At 49.2% G+C, this 18,096-nt stretch carries 8 protein-coding genes and 1 pseudogene; 7 read left to right on the forward strand and 2 right to left on the reverse strand.

What is annotated here, in order from left to right:
* From NG833_RS06625 to NG833_RS06635, 3 genes and pseudogenes are all read left to right on the forward strand, one after another.
* Positions 1-189 (forward strand): annotated as a pseudogene (locus NG833_RS06625) (Uma2 family endonuclease); the annotation flags it as partial.
* A gap of 225 nt (positions 190-414) precedes the next feature.
* Positions 415-1,767 carry an energy transducer TonB gene (locus tag NG833_RS06630; protein ID WP_254564518.1) on the forward strand — a complete coding sequence of 451 codons (1,353 nt, stop codon included), beginning with the start codon at positions 415-417 and terminating at the stop codon, positions 1,765-1,767.
* A gap of 357 nt (positions 1,768-2,124) precedes the next feature.
* Positions 2,125-7,320 carry a PAS domain S-box protein gene (locus NG833_RS06635; RefSeq protein ID WP_254564519.1) on the forward strand — a complete coding sequence of 1,732 codons (5,196 nt, stop codon included), beginning with the start codon at positions 2,125-2,127 and terminating at the stop codon, positions 7,318-7,320.
* Positions 7,321-7,486: 166 nt separating this feature from the next.
* Here the strand turns inward: NG833_RS06635 and NG833_RS06640 are convergent, their stop codons facing one another.
* Positions 7,487-7,696, reverse strand: a complete 210-nt coding sequence (locus NG833_RS06640; protein WP_254564520.1) for a hypothetical protein — start codon at positions 7,694-7,696, stop codon at positions 7,487-7,489.
* Between the two features lie 285 nt (positions 7,697-7,981).
* On the opposite strand from NG833_RS06640, the gene NG833_RS06645 reads away from it, so the two are divergent.
* The 3 genes from NG833_RS06645 to NG833_RS06655 all read left to right on the forward strand — a co-directional run bounded on the left by NG833_RS06645 (position 7,982) and on the right by NG833_RS06655 (position 11,404).
* A complete protein-coding gene (locus tag NG833_RS06645; RefSeq protein ID WP_254564521.1) occupies positions 7,982-8,137 on the forward strand; it encodes a hypothetical protein in 156 nt (51 codons plus the stop codon).
* Between the two features lie 205 nt (positions 8,138-8,342).
* Positions 8,343-9,857, forward strand: a complete 1,515-nt coding sequence (locus NG833_RS06650) for a diguanylate cyclase domain-containing protein (RefSeq protein WP_254564522.1) — start codon at positions 8,343-8,345, stop codon at positions 9,855-9,857.
* Positions 9,858-10,054: 197 nt separating this feature from the next.
* Positions 10,055-11,404 carry a GTPase family protein gene (locus NG833_RS06655; protein ID WP_254564523.1) on the forward strand — a complete coding sequence of 450 codons (1,350 nt, stop codon included), beginning with the start codon at positions 10,055-10,057 and terminating at the stop codon, positions 11,402-11,404.
* Between the two features lie 385 nt (positions 11,405-11,789).
* Here the strand turns inward: NG833_RS06655 and leuS are convergent, their stop codons facing one another.
* Positions 11,790-14,354 (reverse strand): leucine--tRNA ligase, encoded by a 2,565-nt coding sequence (leuS, locus tag NG833_RS06660; RefSeq protein WP_254564524.1) that lies wholly within the window; start codon positions 14,352-14,354, stop codon positions 11,790-11,792.
* Between the two features lie 617 nt (positions 14,355-14,971).
* On the opposite strand from leuS, the gene NG833_RS06665 reads away from it, so the two are divergent.
* Entirely contained in the window at positions 14,972-17,911 is a 2,940-nt protein-coding gene (locus tag NG833_RS06665) for a Calx-beta domain-containing protein (RefSeq protein WP_254564525.1), read from the forward strand.
* Positions 17,912-18,096: the final 185 nt, after the last annotated feature.

The following is an 18,096-nucleotide window of genomic DNA, read 5'->3' on the forward strand; positions in this document are numbered from 1 at the left end:
ATTACAGAAGTCTGGTTTTGGGAAAATAACCAACTTGCTCTCTACCGCTTTCGCGGGGAAGATTATGAGCAAATCTCTACCAGCGAATTGTTTCCGGCTTTGGATATTGAATTGCTGGTTCGTTGTGTGCAAATGCCTTCTCGTCTTCAAGCTAGAACCGAATTTCTGCAAGGAATTCATCCGCAATAAATACTTGACTACTTGTGCTGATTGTAAAAAACCTGGATTCGATGCCAGACTGGGGAATAACAGGTTTTCATTCGATACTGTTGGGATTAAAGTGATTGAGGTCCCCGACTGATGCTAGGGTGCGCTAACCTGGCAGGGAAGGTACTGATTTTGTCTGGAGGGCAGATTTAGGTGTTATCTAACCCGCTGCTATCCCTACTTTTGTTCTGAGGAGATCTACCAAGAATGACGGTTTCAACAGTTGCGGCAAAAGGGCGAGAACAACAAGAGAAGCAGATTGCCCGGTTTATTAAAGTGGGTGTGATGGGGTCAGCAGTGGTGCATCTGGCGGCCCTGGTATTTGTGATGCCTCTGATTAATGTAAAATCCGACGGAACTGAGGACCCGATTGAATTTATTGTGTTGGAAGAGTCTCCGGCGACACCGGAAGAATTGATGCCGGAATCCGAGGCGGCAGCATCCGCCACCCCCGAGGCGATCGCATCTGCTACTCCAGAACCCGTTCAGGAACTGATGCCGGAATCCGAGGCGATCGCAGAACCCACCCCAGAACCCGTTGAGGAACTGATGCCGGAATCCGAGGCGATCGCCCAACTCACTCCAGAACCCGTTCAGGAACTGATGCCGGAATCCGAGGCGATCGCCGAACCCACCCCGGAACCCGTTGAGGAACTGATGCCGGAACCCGAGGCGATCGCCGAACCCACCTCAGAACCCGAGGCGATCGCCGAACCCACCCCAGAACCCGAGGCGATCGCAGAACCCACCCCAGAACCCACCCCAGAACCGATTCAGGAACTGATGCCGGAACCCGAACCTTTGGATAGAGGGCCCGAAACCCCAAGCGCAGAAGTACCCGAAGCGATCGCAACCCCCAGATCGGATTTGCGCGCAGAACCGTTACCTCGACAGAGGCCCCCGGAACCTGTCACCAATCCGGCCCCCATGCGGCCCGAGGAGATGTCTCCCTTGACAAATTCTTCTGGGTTGGACCCTGGACATAATTCCAGAATTGCCAATGATGATAGACCGGATTCGACGTTGACGGAACCCGTTAATCCAGGACGACTGCCAGAGGTCCCCGATGTGAAGATTGTTCAGGAAACCCGGGGAGAACCCTCGCCGGTTAGATATGATTCGCCGTTCAATCCAGGGGCGATCGCCTCCGGTGACTCCGATGACCCCTGGGAATCCAATCTCGCTCGCCTCTCGGAACCCTGGAACGAGTCTGAGGTTACTCCAGAGGAAAACACGGGTCAATTCCCGGGGGTTGAGGCGGATTCCACCCTAGGCGGAACTAGAAGTTTGGGAGAGGAATCCGGACTAGAAGCAATTGCCTGTCAGCGTTGCGATCCGCCCCCCTATCCCCAGATTGCCCTAGATAATGCTTGGGAAGGGACGGTAATTTTGAGCGTGGATATTGCTCCAGATGGGACAGTGATTTCAGCGGAAATTCAGCAGTCCAGCGGTTATAGTATCCTCGATGATGCGGCTCAAATGCAAGTAGAAACTTGGAGATTCGACCCTTCAGAACAGGGTCAACAGGGGCGGGTGATTCCAGTCCCCTTTGGACGGTAAGCTGTTATTTTGCCGAAGACAGAGGAACAGGAATCATGGAGAGTGGAAATTGGCAGGAGTGGGTGACGGTTTGGGGTTATTTGGGCTTTACCCTGTTGATTATGGGATGCATTTGGGTGGCGGGGAAACGATAAGCGATCGCCTCGATGCGATCTGCGATTAGGGAACTCCAAAAAATAAAATCTCCAAAACGTTCGTTCGTAGATCAACGGAGTAGCGCGATCAATGTAGGGGCGCAATGCTTGCGCCCCTACACATACCTTACTTTCAGTTGCGCGTTTGGAGGATTTATATTTTGCAATCCCCTTAGCGGGTTTGAGGAAATCGCAAAAGTCGCTACCCAGAGTGGGGTTGACAATGCCAAAATTAAAGTCAGAGACTGGCTTACTCATTCGACCCTATTCTGCAATGAAACATCATCACGAAGTCTTCCCCGGCAGCGAGGGGCGATCGCATCAACTTCTGGCAGCGCTACCCGTGGGGGTGGCCCTGATTAACCCCTCGGGCAACCTCGCTTATACGAATCATTATTTCCAGCAGTTGCTGGGGGAGGAACGGTGGAGGGAGGGGGAGAATCCAGGGCCGATGATGGCACTCTGGGGAGGTCCTCACCCTTGGCGGCGATCGCTCTTAGGAGAACCCCTGACCATTGAGACCCTTCACCTACAGCGCCAGGGTCGGAAAATCGCCCTAGAACTGCGATCGGTCCCAGTTTGGGATGACAAGGGAACGATTACCGGCGCATTGATGACGGTGGCGCAGATGGGCGACTGCCTGGACCGGGTGGAGGGGGGTCCTGACCCGAACTCCCTTGGGGAAACAGGGATTACAGCACCGGCTCAACTCACTTGTAGCCCAAGCTGTATAAGTTTCTGGGAGCATCCTGATACTTTTATTTATTGTGCTAAGGTTACCCGTAATTGCCCTTTGCAGTATCACTACTGTTCCCCCAGTGCTGAGGCCATTTTTGGTTATACATTCACGGAGTTGCTAACCGAACCGAGTTTATGGTGGTCACAGATTAACCCACAAGACAGAACGACAGTCGTTCAACCTGCCCTAGCACAACTCAAAGCTGGATATAAACTCACATTAGAGTATCGATTTCAGCATAAAAATGGCAGTTGGCGCTGGATTTCCCAGACCTTTACGGTGCAACCCGAGGCGATGACTGATGCCTGGGGGGTGACCGGAATTGCCTTAGATATTACCGAACGCAAACAGGCCGAGAAAGCCCTCCGAGAGAGTAAACAGCGTTATGCGGAACTGGCTCAAGCTTCACCCGTGGGCATTTTTCGCACCGATCTCCAGGGCAATTGCCTGTATGGGAACGATCGCAGTTTTGAAATGATTGGCTTATCGGAACAAGAGTCAATGGGACTCGGGTGGATGAACACATTACACCCACAGGACCGCGATCGGGTGATGACGGCTTGGTTGAAGTTTGTCCAGCAGGGGGTTCCCTTTAATTGTGAGTACCGCTTTTTGCAACCCGATGGGACCGTCGTTTGGGTCGTCGGACAGGCGGGGATTGAAAAAGATGCAGAAGGCAATCCTGTGGGATATGTCGGCACCATTACGGATATCACCGAACGCAAACAAGTTGAAGCGGCCCTGCAAGTGTCAGAGGAACGACTCCAAGCCTTGTTAGAGAACGTCTCCGTGATGATTTCCAGTGTCCGGGTTAATTGGGACCGCAGTTGGGAGTATGAGTATATCTCCCCCGGGGCTGCTGCCTTGGTGGGATACACGGCGTCAGAACTGTTAGCAGAACGGGACCTCTGGCTATCCCGGTTACCGAGGGAGGATTTTGATGCCGTTCTGGTTAATCTAAAACGAATCTTGGTGGAAAAGGCGATCGAAGTCGAATATCGGTTTCGGCATAAAAACGGCGAGTTGCGATGGTTATTACAAACCCTAATTTCCCGATGGGATGAAGCGGCAAACTGCTGGATGATTACCGCAGTCACTCAGGACATTACTGAACGCAAACAAGCCGAACAAGTGCTGGCGGATTACAATCGGACCTTGGAAAGGCAAGTGCGCGATCGCACAGCAGAACTGGCCCAAATCAATCACCGCTTAGAGCAAGAAATTCGCGATCGTCAGGAGATTGAAGCCTCCCTACGCAAGAGCGAACAGACGTTATCTGCCATTTTGGAAAACGTTGGGGCCTGCATTTACATCAAAAATTTAAACAGTCAATATATTTATATGAATCGCGTCGGGGTCGAATGGCTGGGCGGAGTCAAATCCGAAGTAATCGGCTTTGATGATTTTAAGTTGTTTTCCCCAGAAATGGCCCGGTTTATGCAAGAAAAAGACCGAGAAGTGATTCAAACTGGCTCAATTATTCAGTCTTTTGATATTGGCTTCGTTCAACATACCAACAAATTGCACCATTATTTAACCAGCAAAGTTCCCCTCAAAAATCCCGATGGCAGCATCTATGCCATCTGTGGAATTTCTACGGATATTACGGAACTCAAACAAACCGAAAAAGCCCTATGTTTAAGCGAAGAACGGATTCAGGCCCTTTTAAATGCCATTCCCGATTTGATGTTCCGGCAACGGGTTGATGGAACCTATCTGGATGTCCAGTCTCAAGAGCCGATTTTCAGCCGTCCACCCAAAGAGCTAATTGGCAGAAATTTGCGAGAGTTGCCCATACCTGAATCTATCAAAACGAATTTGTTTGAGCGGTTCCAACGGGCAGTACAAACCGGAACCTTGCAAACTTATGAACATGACATGGAACAAGAGGATGGGGTGCATAGCTACGAAGCTCGCATTGTCAAAAGCGGGATAGACGAAGTGGTTTGTATCGTTCGGGATGTCACGGAACGCAAGCGTGCAGAAGCTGCTTTACATGAAAGCGAAGAACGGTATCGTTCGGTGATTGCGGCGATGGCGGAGGGGGTTGTCTTACAGGAAGCCAGTGGAGAAATTCGCACTTGCAATGCCAGCGCCGAACGGATTCTCGGGTTATCTCAGGAACAAATGATGGGGAAAACTTCCCTAGACCTTGGCTGGCGAGCGATTCGAGAAGATGGGTCTGCGTTTCCTGGACCTGAACATCCGGCAATGGTGACCCTCGCCACCGGGGAACCTTGTGCGAATGCGATCATGGGGGTGCATAAACCGGATGGCAGCTTAACTTGGATTTCTATCAACTCCCAACCGTTATTTCACCGGGGAGAAGACCGTCCCGCAGCGGTGGTGGCCTCGTTTTCTGACATTACCGATCGCTTTGAGGTGCAAAAAGCTCTGCGGGAAAGTGAGGCCCGCTATCGGGCGATTTTAGAAGACCAAACTGAGCTGATTGTGCGATTTCTGCCCGATGGCATGGTTACCTTTGTGAATGAAGCGTTTTGCCGATTTTTTGGGGTGACCCGAGACGAGGCGATCGCCCATCACTATGAACCGGCGATCGTCGCCGAGGACCGGGAATCCGTAGCCCAGTTTTTGGATGAAATCTCACCGCAAAATCCTGTGGTGACCTTTGAAAATCGGGCGATCGCCCGGGGGGAACTGCGCTGGACTCAGTGGGTGACTCGCGGCATCTTTGATGAATCCGGTCGGATTCTGGAATATCAAGCGGTGGGACGGGATATCAGCGATCGCAAACAAATCGAAGAGGCGTTAAGCACCAGTCAGCATTTTCTCCAAAAAGTCGCCGATGCCATTCCCCATATTTTATATTTGCGCGACCTTTCTACCAACACCAGCCTTTATCTCAATCAGCAATCCCTCTGTATGTTAGGCTACTCTCCTGCTGAACTAGGGGATGCCAACCCGGAATGGTCTCTCAAACGTTATCATCCCGAGGATCGCGCTCTATTCTCCCAGGGAACTGCTCGATTTCTCTGTCTTCAGGATAGTGATGTCCTGTCTACGGAATACCGATTTCGCCACAAGAATGGCGACTGGCGTTGGTTGAATGCCCGAGAAGTGGTTTTTTCCCGCGATCCCCAAGGAATACCCACTCACATTCTGGGTTCCGTTGAGGATATTACCGCCCGTAAATTGGCGGAAACCGAACTCGAAAGGGCCAAAGATGCGGCAGAAGCAGCTAATCGTGCTAAAAGTGCCTTTCTCGCCAATATGAGTCATGAATTAAGAACTCCCCTGACGGCTATTTTAGGCTTTTCGCAATTGCTCAGTGCTGCTGCGAATCTTACCCGAGAACAGCAAGAACAGCTCAATATCATTCGCAAAAGTGGAGAACATCTCCTCGATTTGATTGAACGGGTACTGGACCTCTCCAAAATTGAGGCGGGGACAATGATCCTAACTGAAAATAATTTTGCCCTCTACAAATTGTTGGTCGATATCCAAAATATGTTTTCTTTAAAAGCAAAAGAAAAAGGGGTGCTACTCATAATTGATTCTGCTTTTAATGTTCCCAAGCATATTAGAACTGATGAAGTGAAATTGCGTCAGATTTTGATTAATTTATTGGGAAATGCGATTAAATTCACTTGTCAAGGTCAGATTTTGTTACGAGTCAGTCGAGTGGAAAAAAAGTCTGCAAGGGCTTGTACTTTGGAAGAGGAACAAGCAGAGATTTGCTTTGAAGTGTCGGATACAGGGGTCGGCATTGATCCTCGGTACTTTGAGCATCTTTTTAAACCGTTTGTGCAAACTGGAATAGGTCTTTATTGCCAAGAAGGAGCTGGTTTAGGATTAAATATTAGCGCTCAGTTCGTCCGATTAATGGGGGGACATATCTCCGTTCAAAGCCGGGGTAAATCCTATACAGAAGGGGGAGAATATTGTGAAATCATGAGAGATTCAACCTCCGAGGGTTGGCCAGTTACCACCTTTAAAGTTGAGATTCCTGTCCGGGTGGTAACCGGGGGTAAACTTGGAGGAATTAATCCCGATCCCCTCGTTTACCCTCTCCCGGCGCAACAACCGTCTTACCGAATGATTGTGGTTGACGATCGCCATTATAACAACCAACTGTTGATGGAAATTCTCAAACCTTTTGGGTTTGAATTAAAACGAGCATTTAACGGGGAAGAAGTCCTGGAAATGTGGCTTCAGTTTTTACCCGATTTAATTTGGATGGATATGCGAATGCCTAAAATAGATGGGTATGAAGCGACCCGCCGGATTAAAGCCTATTGTCGGAATCATCCGGAAATTCCGGTTCCGACGATTGTCGCAATTACTGCGAGTGCTTGGCATTTTGAGCAATCAGAAATTTTGGCGGCAGGTTGTGATGGGTTGATTCGCAAACCCTTTCGAGAGGTAGAGATTTTTGAGGCGATCGCCACTCATTTAGGGTTATCTTTAATTGACCCTTATATAACCCCAGAGCCTGAGATTTTACCAGAGGAACCCATCGCACTGCAAGCATCGGACCTCAATCATATTCCTCGGGAATATCTCAAACATTTATGGGATGGTTTAGTCCAAGGGGATTTAGAACTGATTGCCTCGGCAATCGAACAAGTGGGTTTACAAGACCCCGATTTGGCCGATGCTCTCCAATCTTTAGCCAATCAGTATCAATTTGAAAAATTACTGGCACTGATTTCAACTTAGAGTCATATCCATTGTTTTGAGTCAGCTATTACTCCCAAAAATGTTTAAGTCTAATCATCATTTAATTCAGTGGCATAAATCATTTTGATTCAGGGTTTTTATCCGGAATGATATCCCTTGGTAACAAGGGTTTAGCTTAAATTTAGTTAAGAAATTCGGTTGGTAATCAATCCATTGAAGCTAAAAAATGGAACGGGATATTCCAGAGTTTATGGGTGGACTTTTTGGGATAAAAGCGGTATAGTAGAATGAGGGCTGGCAATGCCGGGAGAACAATCCACAGGTGCTGAGATTGCGCCACGGTTGCTGCATTGGGAAAAAAGGGGCGATCGCCTCCTTCATCCTTCATCCTCCAACCCTGACTAAGTTTAATCATTCCATCCGACTCGCGATGGGGATCATGGGAACTTCGTCGGATTAACGGAAGGCATCTGGAATAGGAGAATCCGCCCAATATCCCCTCTACCCGAAGACATCAGATAAGAATATTGTATTAATATAGAGGACAAGAAACACTCTGGCCCTAATTTGTTGCAGATTAGCAGAATTTTGTGAAGAAACCCGATTTGTCTTCCCGTGACGGAAGCGGCATCGTAGAACCTTTGACTAGAGCATCGGAGATTCAAAGAAAGGATGGAAGCGTCAGGAATAAAAAACTTGATTGATTTTTAAAGTCCCAAAATATGCTATTATTAAAGAACCAGAACAATCAGCCCTTTATTTTTTAATCGATCAAGGTTTTATTTATTCAAGCTTAGTCATTGCTCAAACCCACCCAGGCAAAGCCAGAAATGAGCGCGGTTTGAAGCCAATTTAAAGGATAGACAGTCAAAATAAAATTTTGTGATCTAACAAATCAATCGTCAAAATTCAGGAGAGTGTTCTTTGCTCTTTATAGCAAGGGAGAATGGAGAAGGGATAATGGTAATCCTTCGTGGATTCAGGGGTTTACTCATTATTAGCATTCGATGTTTTCTATCTAGCTATTCCTTTATTCTCAAGATACAGGAGTGACTCAATCAATGATGAATCAGCGGTCCGCATCACCCCCAAAAGCTAATGTGTTAGTCGTTGACGATACCCCCGTTAACCTTTTGCTTTTAAACCAAATTCTCTGTCGGCACCATTATAAAATTAGAGTCGCTCCCAATGGAAAAATGGCTTTAAAATCCGTTATAGCCAATCCCCCCGATTTGATTTTGTTAGATATCAAAATGCCCGACATGGACGGGTACGAAGTGTGTCGTCAAATCAAAGCAGACCCGCGAAACGAGGAAATTCCTATTATTTTTATCAGTGCGTTGGATGAGGCAATTGATAAAATAACAGCTTTTAATTTAGGAGGAGTAGACTATATCACAAAACCCTTTGAACCCGTAGAAGTTTTGGCGCGCATTGAACATCAATTGCGCCTGCGCGAATTGATGGTAGAACTCAAGTCCAAAAATGCTCAGTTACAACTCCTATTAACCACCAGCGAATCTATTAATGAAGCAGTGGATATAGACTCGGCCTTAGCCATTATTTTAGAAAAAGTTTGTCAAACCCTGGGCTGGGACTTTGGGGAAGCCTGGATGCCGGATGACTCAGGCACTAAACTGGTATATGGGCAAGCTTGGTATGGGGATGATGCCAAACTTGCAGAATTTTATGACTACAGCAAAACCCAGGATGTTTTTCAATGCCGGGGATTTGCCGCGCGAATTTGGCAGGAGCAAGATTTAAAATGGATTGCTGATGCATCTCAGGAAGAGTCTGAGATATTTTCTCGCGCCGATCGCGCCGCTACTGCTGGGCTCAAAGGAATGCTGGGCATTCCTATTTTGCTGCGGGATAGTACGACCCAGGAGAACTCTCAAGTGTTAGCAGTATTGGTGTTTTTTCAAAAAGATGAAATGCAACCGGACCGCAGATCCCTAGAATTGCTCCAAGCTGTTGCCAGTCAGTTAGGCTCAATGATTCAGCGCAAAAAAACCGAAGCGGCTTTAAAAAAAGCTAACTTAGAATTAGAACGTTTGGCCAATTTGGATAGTTTAACCCAAGTCGCCAATCGCCGTCGCTTTGATGAATATCTCGATCGCGAATGGAATCGCGGCCAACGGGAAAAACATCCGCTTTCCTTGATTTTATTCGACCTCGACTATTTTAAAGTCTATAATGATTACTACGGACATCAAGCGGGCGATCGCTGTTTGCAACAAGTCGCCCGTTCCGCAGGCAGTGCGATCGCCCGCAAGACCGACTTACTCGCTCGGTATGGGGGCGAAGAATTTGTGATAATTTTACCCAATACCCCCGGATCCGGGGCGCTGAGGGTGGCCGAAACCATTCGCGATCGCCTGAAACAGTTGCAAATCCCTCACTTAGATTCCCCCGTCAGTCCTTGGGTCACCGTCAGTCTGGGAGTCGCCACCATGATTCCCACGGACTCAGAGAAACCCGAATCATTAATTGCCGCCGCCGATGCCGCCCTCTATGAAGCCAAATCCCAAGGCCGCGATCGGGCCATCCTCAAAGACCTCCTCCCCCATCCTTGAACCGGCAAGCAGGGGAAGTCCAACCCAGACTGTCGCCTTCCCAGGGCATTTTCTCCCCAATCCCTCTAAATTGGCTCAAATTGCGATAAAGTATTCCTGGGTTCTCACCCGTTTTAGGGCTAACCCTGGGAAAAATCCCGACTGCGGAGGCGGGTTTTTCATCAAAGCAGCATCGATTCGTCGTTTTTATACAACAGATGAGTGAGCAACGCGAAACTGATTCCCTCAAACCCGATTCCAATCCATCCCCCGAACCGACGGAAAATCTCACGCCGGACTCACCCGCATCGGCAGAATCAGCCCAAAAATCCTGGACCAGTCGCCTCTTTGGGGTCTGGAATCAGGCCACAGACCGTCTAAAACAACTCTCCCTAGGCGATCGCCTCCCCCAATATTTTCAGGATTGGTTCAGCGTCAGCGATGAACGAGTCGCTGAAATTTTGACAGCAGTTCGCGCCCAATTGCCCACCACCGAGGCCCTATTAATTGGCAAACCCCAAGCGGGCAAAAGTTCCATCGTCCGGGGACTCACCGGGGTTTCAGCGGAAATTGTCGGCCAAGGATTTCGTCCCCACACCCAACATACAGAACGCTATGCCTACCCCTCCAGTGACCTGCCGTTATTGATTTTTACCGATACCGTCGGACTCGGGGATGTCAACCAAGATACGGAGGCGATCGTCCAAGAGTTGGTAGGAGATTTGCAACAAGAAACGGGTCGGGCCAAAATCCTCATTCTCACGGTGAAAATCAACGATTTTGCCACCGATTCCCTCCGCCAAATTGCCCAAGAGTTACGCGCCGCCTCTCCTCATATCCCTTGTTTACTGGCAGTGACCTGTTTGCATGAAGTCTATCCCCCCAATACCGAAAATCATCCCCCCTATCCCCCGGAGTATCCCTCGGTGAATCGGGCGTTTGAGTCGATTCAGGCAGGGTTTGCCGAGATTTGCGATCGCGCCGTTGCTCTGGATTTCACCCTAGAAGAAGATGGTTATACGCCCGTTTTTTATGGCTTAGATGCTCTCAGCGATGCCCTGGGCGACCTCCTCCCGGAAGCTGAATCCAGCGCCATTTATCAACTGTTAGACCAAGGAGCCGGTGAGAAAATTGGCACTTTGTATCGCGATGTTGCCCGCCGGTATATTTTAGCCTTTTCCATCATGGCCGCCACCCTCGCGGCGGTTCCCCTACCCTTTGCCACCATGCCGGTCCTGACTGCTTTACAAGTCTCCCTGGTGGGATTGTTAGGGCGACTCTACGGACAAACCCTCACCCCGTCCCAAGCGGGAGGAGTCGTCAGTGCGATCGCCGGTGGATTTGTCGCCCAGGCAATCGGGCGGGAATTAGTCAAATTTGTACCCATTTTCGGCAGTGCGATCGCCGCATCCTGGGCCGCTGCCTATACTTGGGCTCTCGGAGAAGGGGCTTGTGTGTATTTTGGTGATTTAATGGGCGGTAAAAAACCCGACCCCGACAAAATTCAAGCCGCCATGCAAGATGCCTTTGCTGCGGCTAAAGAACGGTTTAAAGGCATTAACCGTTAAGGTTTCGGTGAAGATAGATAGGGAGCAAGATGCTCGCACTCCCAAGATCTATAGCAACCCTAAATGAATTTGATATCATTCACTCCGTCTGCTTTACTCCCTCTGCTTTACTCTCTTCGGCACTCTCTTCGGCACTCTCTTCGGCTATGGCTTCTCGAAAACAACATGACAACCGTACCTACTGGATCGAGGTCAAAATACATAATTACAAGTATCAGCCTGACTAAGTTTTGTCAGTCAACCCGGAACAGAACCTATTGAGAGTCATGCTTTAACCTCAGTTACTCCGAATGGGGGATAACAACTGAAGTCGGGACGTTGAACGGGAAGATGAAGGTAATTTGTCAATTGCCCTATCTTCCCCTCTTCCTAACCCCTCTCAATATTAGGATTTCCCCAACACAAAATTCACCAACTTACCCGGAACCACGATCGCCTTTTTAATCTCCTGTCCCGCAATATACTTCTGGGCCACTTCCGACTCCCGCGCATACTGTTCCAACTCCTCCCGAGTTGCTTGTGCAGGAACCTGAATCGTCCCCCGGGTTTTGCCACTAATTTGAATCACTAAGGTGATTTCATCCACCACCAACGCATCCAAATCTACCGCAGGCCAAGATTGCTCATGAACCGAGGTTTGATTGCCAATTCCCTGCCACAATTCCTCGGCAATATGCGGTGCAAACGGGGCCAACAAAATCAACAGGGTTTTGATGCCTTCGGTATAAATTGCCGAATTTTTGCAGTCCGCATCATTTAAGGCATTACTGAGTTTCATCAACTCCGAAACTGCCGTATTAAACTGATACTCCCCGTCTAAATCCTCGGTAATTTCTTTAATCGCGGTATGAATCGCCCGTCGCAATTCTTTTTCAGCTTTGCTTAACTCCCCTTTCACCTGTTTGGCGGGAGTGGTTTCTGCATATTCGGTCACCAACCGCCAGACCCGATTTAAAAAGCGGAATTGTCCCTCTACGTCGGCATCTTCCCATTCTAAATCTTTCTCCGGCGGCGCTTTAAACAAAATAAACATCCGCGCCGTATCTGCCCCATATTTTGCCAACACTTCTAACGGGTCAACGCCGTTATATTTGGATTTAGACATCTTCTCATAGAAGACTTGTAAGGGTTCGCCCGTTTCAAGGTCTTTCGGGTCACTGGCATTGACTTGGGCGGAAGGAATGTATTTCCCGGTTTGTGGATTTTTGTAGGTTAAACCCTGGACCATCCCCTGAGTCAGCAGGCGTTGGAACGGTTCATCAAAGTTGAATAAACCTCGGTCTCTCAAGACTTTGGTAAAGAATCGAGAATAGAGTAAATGCAAAATTGCGTGTTCAATTCCACCGACATATTGATCCACCGGCAACCAATCATTCACCTGCTGGGTATCAAAGGCTTTGTCGGAATTTTGAGCATCGGGATAGCGCAAGAAATACCAGGATGAATCGATAAAGGTATCCATCGTATCGGTTTCCCGTTTCGCCGGTTCTCCACAACTGGGACAAGGCACATTCACCCAACTTTCTAATTGGGATAAGGGAGATAATCCCCGTCCGGAAAAGGCCACATCTTCTGGCAATTGCACGGGCAAATCTTCATCGGGAACGGGGACTGCGCCGCAACTGGGACAGTGAATCACGGGAATCGGTGCACCCCAGTATCGTTGACGAGAAATCAGCCAATCTCTGAGGCGATATTGGACTCGCGCTTTTCCCCATTTTTGCTTTTCAGCATAGGCGATAATTTCCCCTTTAGCTGTAGGGGATTCCATGCCATTAAAAAGCTCTGAATTAATCACAATTCCCGGTTCGGTATATGCCTCTTTTAACTGCGCTTTTTCATCCGCAGCATCGGCGCGCACAATCACCTGTTTAATCGGTAAATTCTGTTCCCGGGCAAATTTGAAATCCCGGACATCATGGGCGGGAACTCCCATGACTGCGCCAGTTCCATATTCATAAAGGACATAATCGGCAATCCAAATCGGAATTTCTTCTCCAGTAAAGGGATTAATTGCCGTTCCTCCGGTACTCATTCCCCGTTTCGGTTTATCGTCGGCAGTGCGTTCTAATTCGCTTTGATTGCTAACTTCTTCAATGAAGGATTCAACCGCTGCTAATCGGTCTGGAGTGGTGACTTTTCGGGTTAAGGGATGTTCTGGGGCTAAGACGACATAAGTTACCCCATAAACCGTATCGGGACGGGTGGTAAAGACGGCAACTTTTTCGGAACTGCCCACAATGGGGAATTCTAAATACGCGCCGACGGATTTACCAATCCAGTTCGCTTGCATCAGTTTAACCCGTTCCGGCCAGCCGCTTAATTGGTCTAAATCATTGAGTAATTGTTCAGCATAATCGGTAATTTTGAAGAACCATTGTTTGAGCAATTTCCGCTCAACTTTCGCCCCCGATCGCCAGGACCGACCCTCGTTATCGACTTGTTCATTGGCGAGTACGGTTTGGTCGATGGGGTCCCAGTTGACTGCTGCTTCTTTTTGGTAGGCGAGTCCAGCATTAAAAAACTGCAAAAATATCCACTGGGTCCATTTGTAATAGTCCGGGGAACAGGTGGCGACTTCTCTAGTCCAATCGAAGGCAATTCCCAGACGTTCCAGTTGTTGTTTCATCTGGGCGATATTTTGATAGGTCCATTTCGCCGGATGAATCCCGCGTTCAATGGCGGCATTTTCTGCCGGGAGTCCAAAGGCATCCCATCCCATCGGATTCAGGACACGATACCCTTGCATCCGCTTGAGACGGCCAATCACGTCGGTGATGGTGTAGACTCGGACATGACCCATGTGCAGGTTGCCCGAGGGATAGGGAAACATGGACAGGGCATAAAATTTAGGCCGATCGCGGGTTTCTGGGGTTTGGTATAACTGGCGTTCTGTCCAAGTTTGTTGCCACTTTTCCTCAAGGGATGCGGGATTATAACGGGATTCCACGACAAATCTCCTACTCAATTGCTCGATCGCGTTTGCATCGATATTTTGACATACTCTTGAGGAAATTTGGAGACCCCCGGTTACTGCCTGTGGTGTCCGAGGCGGGATGAGAACCCCGGGAGAAGCAACCGGGTTTCTGGCCCTAATCCGTTGCCAACTGCCAGATTTGAGGCGACCCTTCTCATCCCCTACCCCCGCCAATATGCTACTATTTTTACCATGAATTTTACCGTCAGGGAGCATCTGGACGCTGAAATTACGTCAGATGCTATATCGAAAACGCTTATAGTTGGGTCTCGATGTGGCATCGGCAGGCAACTGGATCGGCAGCAGATTGCTAGACTGAACTGCCGGAGGATTTAAAGGGGTCTTCAAATGGGGAAAGAACCGATGGGTGTGGCGTTAAACTCTTCACCCATTTAAGAAAATCCAAGATTCATTTTTTCGGCTGTTCCTTGGGGAGAGTCTGAGAAAATTTAGAGAAATGGGAATTAGTCACTTTGCAGGGCAATTTCCAATGTTTTTAAATGCCAGATCGTGCCGAGGCCCCGCTTCGCGATCGGATGCCTTGGGGTGCATTGGGGCAAAGCACAACGGGTTAATAGGAGGATTAACGGATGACGTTCATTTTTGGGGATAATCAAGGGAATACTCTAATTGGTCCCGACAGCGATGATACCATCATTGGCGGTGAGGGGAATGATTCTCTCCTGGGCAATGGGGGAGAAGATATTCTCTTTGGAGGTCTAGGAGAGGATACCTTAATTGGCGGTCCCGGGGCGGATATTTTTGTTCTGGGATCTGGCAGAGATACGATTGTTGATTTTCAAAAAGGGGTGGATAGACTGGCGGTTTCCCGGGATTTAAGAACGGCACAAATTCGCCTCGAACCGATTTTTGAACGAACGGGAAATGGAAATTCCAATCCGGTAGCGATCGCCACTCAAGTGGTGGTGATCCAGAATGGCAGTCGCCAAGTAATTGGGGAGGTATCCGGGTCGATTAATTTAGATGCCACGGATTTTTTAAGTGAAACTCTCGACCCCCTGGCGAGTGTCGTCGAGTTGACTGCCGCCAATTTTACGATTCAGGAGGGGGTTCCCAGTGTGGAAGTGAGCTTACTTCGCACCGGGAACCTAAGTGAGGCAGCCAATGTCACGGTTCTCCCCACCGATGGGACGGCGATCGCCGAAGCCGATTACATCGGAGGTCCTCGGGGGGTCACCTTTGCCCCCGGACAGTCTCAGGCAGTGGTGACGATTCCGATGATTGATGATCGGATTGTCGAAACCACAGAAACCTTCAATCTGAGCTTAGTTAACCCGACGGAAAATCTCGGACTTGGCGCGCGATCGCAATCCACCGTCACCATTCTGGATGACGATGTAGCACTCTCTTTGGGTGAGCAAACCTTTACCCTCAATGACCAAGGTGAGGCCGTGGCCACGATCGCCGTCCTCCGCAGTGGCATAGTACAGGGTACAGTCGGCGCAACCATCACCCTCGCCCCCGATATTCCCACCCCCCCCGATAATCTAAATACCCTACAAATTCCGGTAAACTTTGCCCCGGGAGTCACCGCACAAACTATCACGATTCCCCTCGTCAATGAACTGATTGCCGCAGGGGTCGAAACCCTCAGTTTGACCCTCACCACCCCCACTGGAGGCGCAACCCTAGGCACAACCAACACCGCCACCTTCACCCTGATCGATGAAACGGTTAATGGAGTCAGCATACAGTTCAATCAAACCGACTTTCAAACCCGGGAAGATAGCACCCCCCTGGTTCCTGTCACTGTAACCCGCACAGGTTTCCTCAATCGTCCAGTGACCGTAACCATCGCCCTAGAAGAGGAGAGCGCAACTGCACCGGAAGATTTCGAGAATACCCCAATTTCTCTCACTTTTGCCACCGGAGAAACCACTCAAACCGTCTCAATTCCCATCGTCAACGATAACAGCATAGAACCCGATGAAACCTTATCTCTCACTTTAATTAATCCCACCGGAGGCGCAACCCTCGGAACACCCAATACCGCTACATTTACCATCGTCGATAATGATGCGGCGTTGCAGTTTACTCGACCCGATTTTAGTGGAGTCGAGGACGGTACCCCCATCCAACCCGTCCAAGTTCAGCGCATCGGGTTTACAGGTATCTCCACCGGGGTCACCATTGGATTAAGTGATGACACTGCCACGGCCCCCTTGGATTACGACCCCACCCCAATTGCCGTAGACTTTGCACCAGGAGAAACCCTGCAAACTGTGGAACTTCCCCTGGTGGATGATGAGATTATAGAACCGGATGAAACCATCAATCTCACCTTACTCAATCCCACGGGTGAGGCAACCCTGACCGAACCGAGTACGGCAGTATTCACGATTGTTGATAACGATGTGCTGTTGCAGTTTAGTGAGGCTAATTTTGTTATCAATGAAGATGGCACAGCGATCGCACCCGTAACCATCACCCGGGAAGGCCGACTGGATCAACCCTTCTTTGCCACCGTCGCCCTCACCGATGGCACCGCCACTACTCCCTTTGATTACAACAATACCCCAATTCTCGTCAATTTCGCCCCGGGAGAAACCGTCCAAACCGTAGCAGTTCCCATCGTCGATGACACCGAAAGCGAACCCAACGAAACCCTCCAATTAACCCTCACAAATCCCAGTGAAGGGGCACGAATTGGCCCGCAAAATGCCGCAACTTTAGCAATTTTAGATAATGATATCCGCCTAGAATTTAGTGCGCCAACCTTCAGCGTCCAAGAAGATGGCACCCAAACTCTCGCCGTCACCGTCACCCGCGCCGGAGGACTTCATCTCCCTGCCGGTGCCATCGTAGTTTTAGGGGATGGCACGGCCACTGCACCATTGGATTACAATAATACCCCGATTCCCATCAACTTTGCTCCCGGAGAAACCGTTCAAACCGTCACCATTCCGATCGCCAACGATGCGATCGCCGAAGTCGCCGAAACCATTAATCTCGCCTTAGTCAATCCCACCCCAGGGGTAGAAATTGGGGCCCAAAGTAGTGCCACCCTGGTCATTTCCCGCAGCGATTTGCCTGCCTTACTCAACTTTGAAGGGGTGGGAAATTTAGACCCAGTGAGCGGATTTTATGGCGATCGGGGTATCACATTTTCCCCCAACGCCTTGGGAATCATCAGTACCGATGCCTTAGATGCCTTGGGATTTCCCGATGAATTCGGCGGCAATTTTGCCCCTCCCCCCAGCGGCACAACTGCCCTCACCTACGGAGAAGAAGGGGCGATCGTCATGAACGTAGAAGGGGGATTTGACAATCAACTCTCCTTCTTCTATGCCTCTCCCTTCGCCAGTCACACTGTCACCCTCTATGATGGATTAGGCGCATCGGGCAACATTTTGGCATCCATCCCCTTATCCACCACGGCAGCAGGTTCCTTACCCCATGTTTATGCAGAATTTGAGCAAGTAACCCTCCCCTTCGCCGGAGTCGCCCGGTCCGTCAGTTTCGGCAGTGTTCCCAACAAGCTCATCCTAGATGATATCCTCCTAGGATAATGTTATCTTCAATTGTTCGTAGTAACGACTTCAGTCGTTATCTTCAATTGTTCGTAGTAACGACTTCAGTCGTTATCTTCAATTGTTCGTAGTAACGACTTCAGTCGTTATCTTCAATTGTTCGTAGTAACGACTTCAGTCGTTATCTTAAATTGTTCGTAGTAACGACTTCAGTCGTTATCTTC

Origin of the sequence: Oscillatoria sp. HE19RPO (assembly GCF_024220515.1) — a bacterium.
Lineage (GTDB): Bacteria > Cyanobacteriota > Cyanobacteriia > Cyanobacteriales > Laspinemataceae > Laspinema.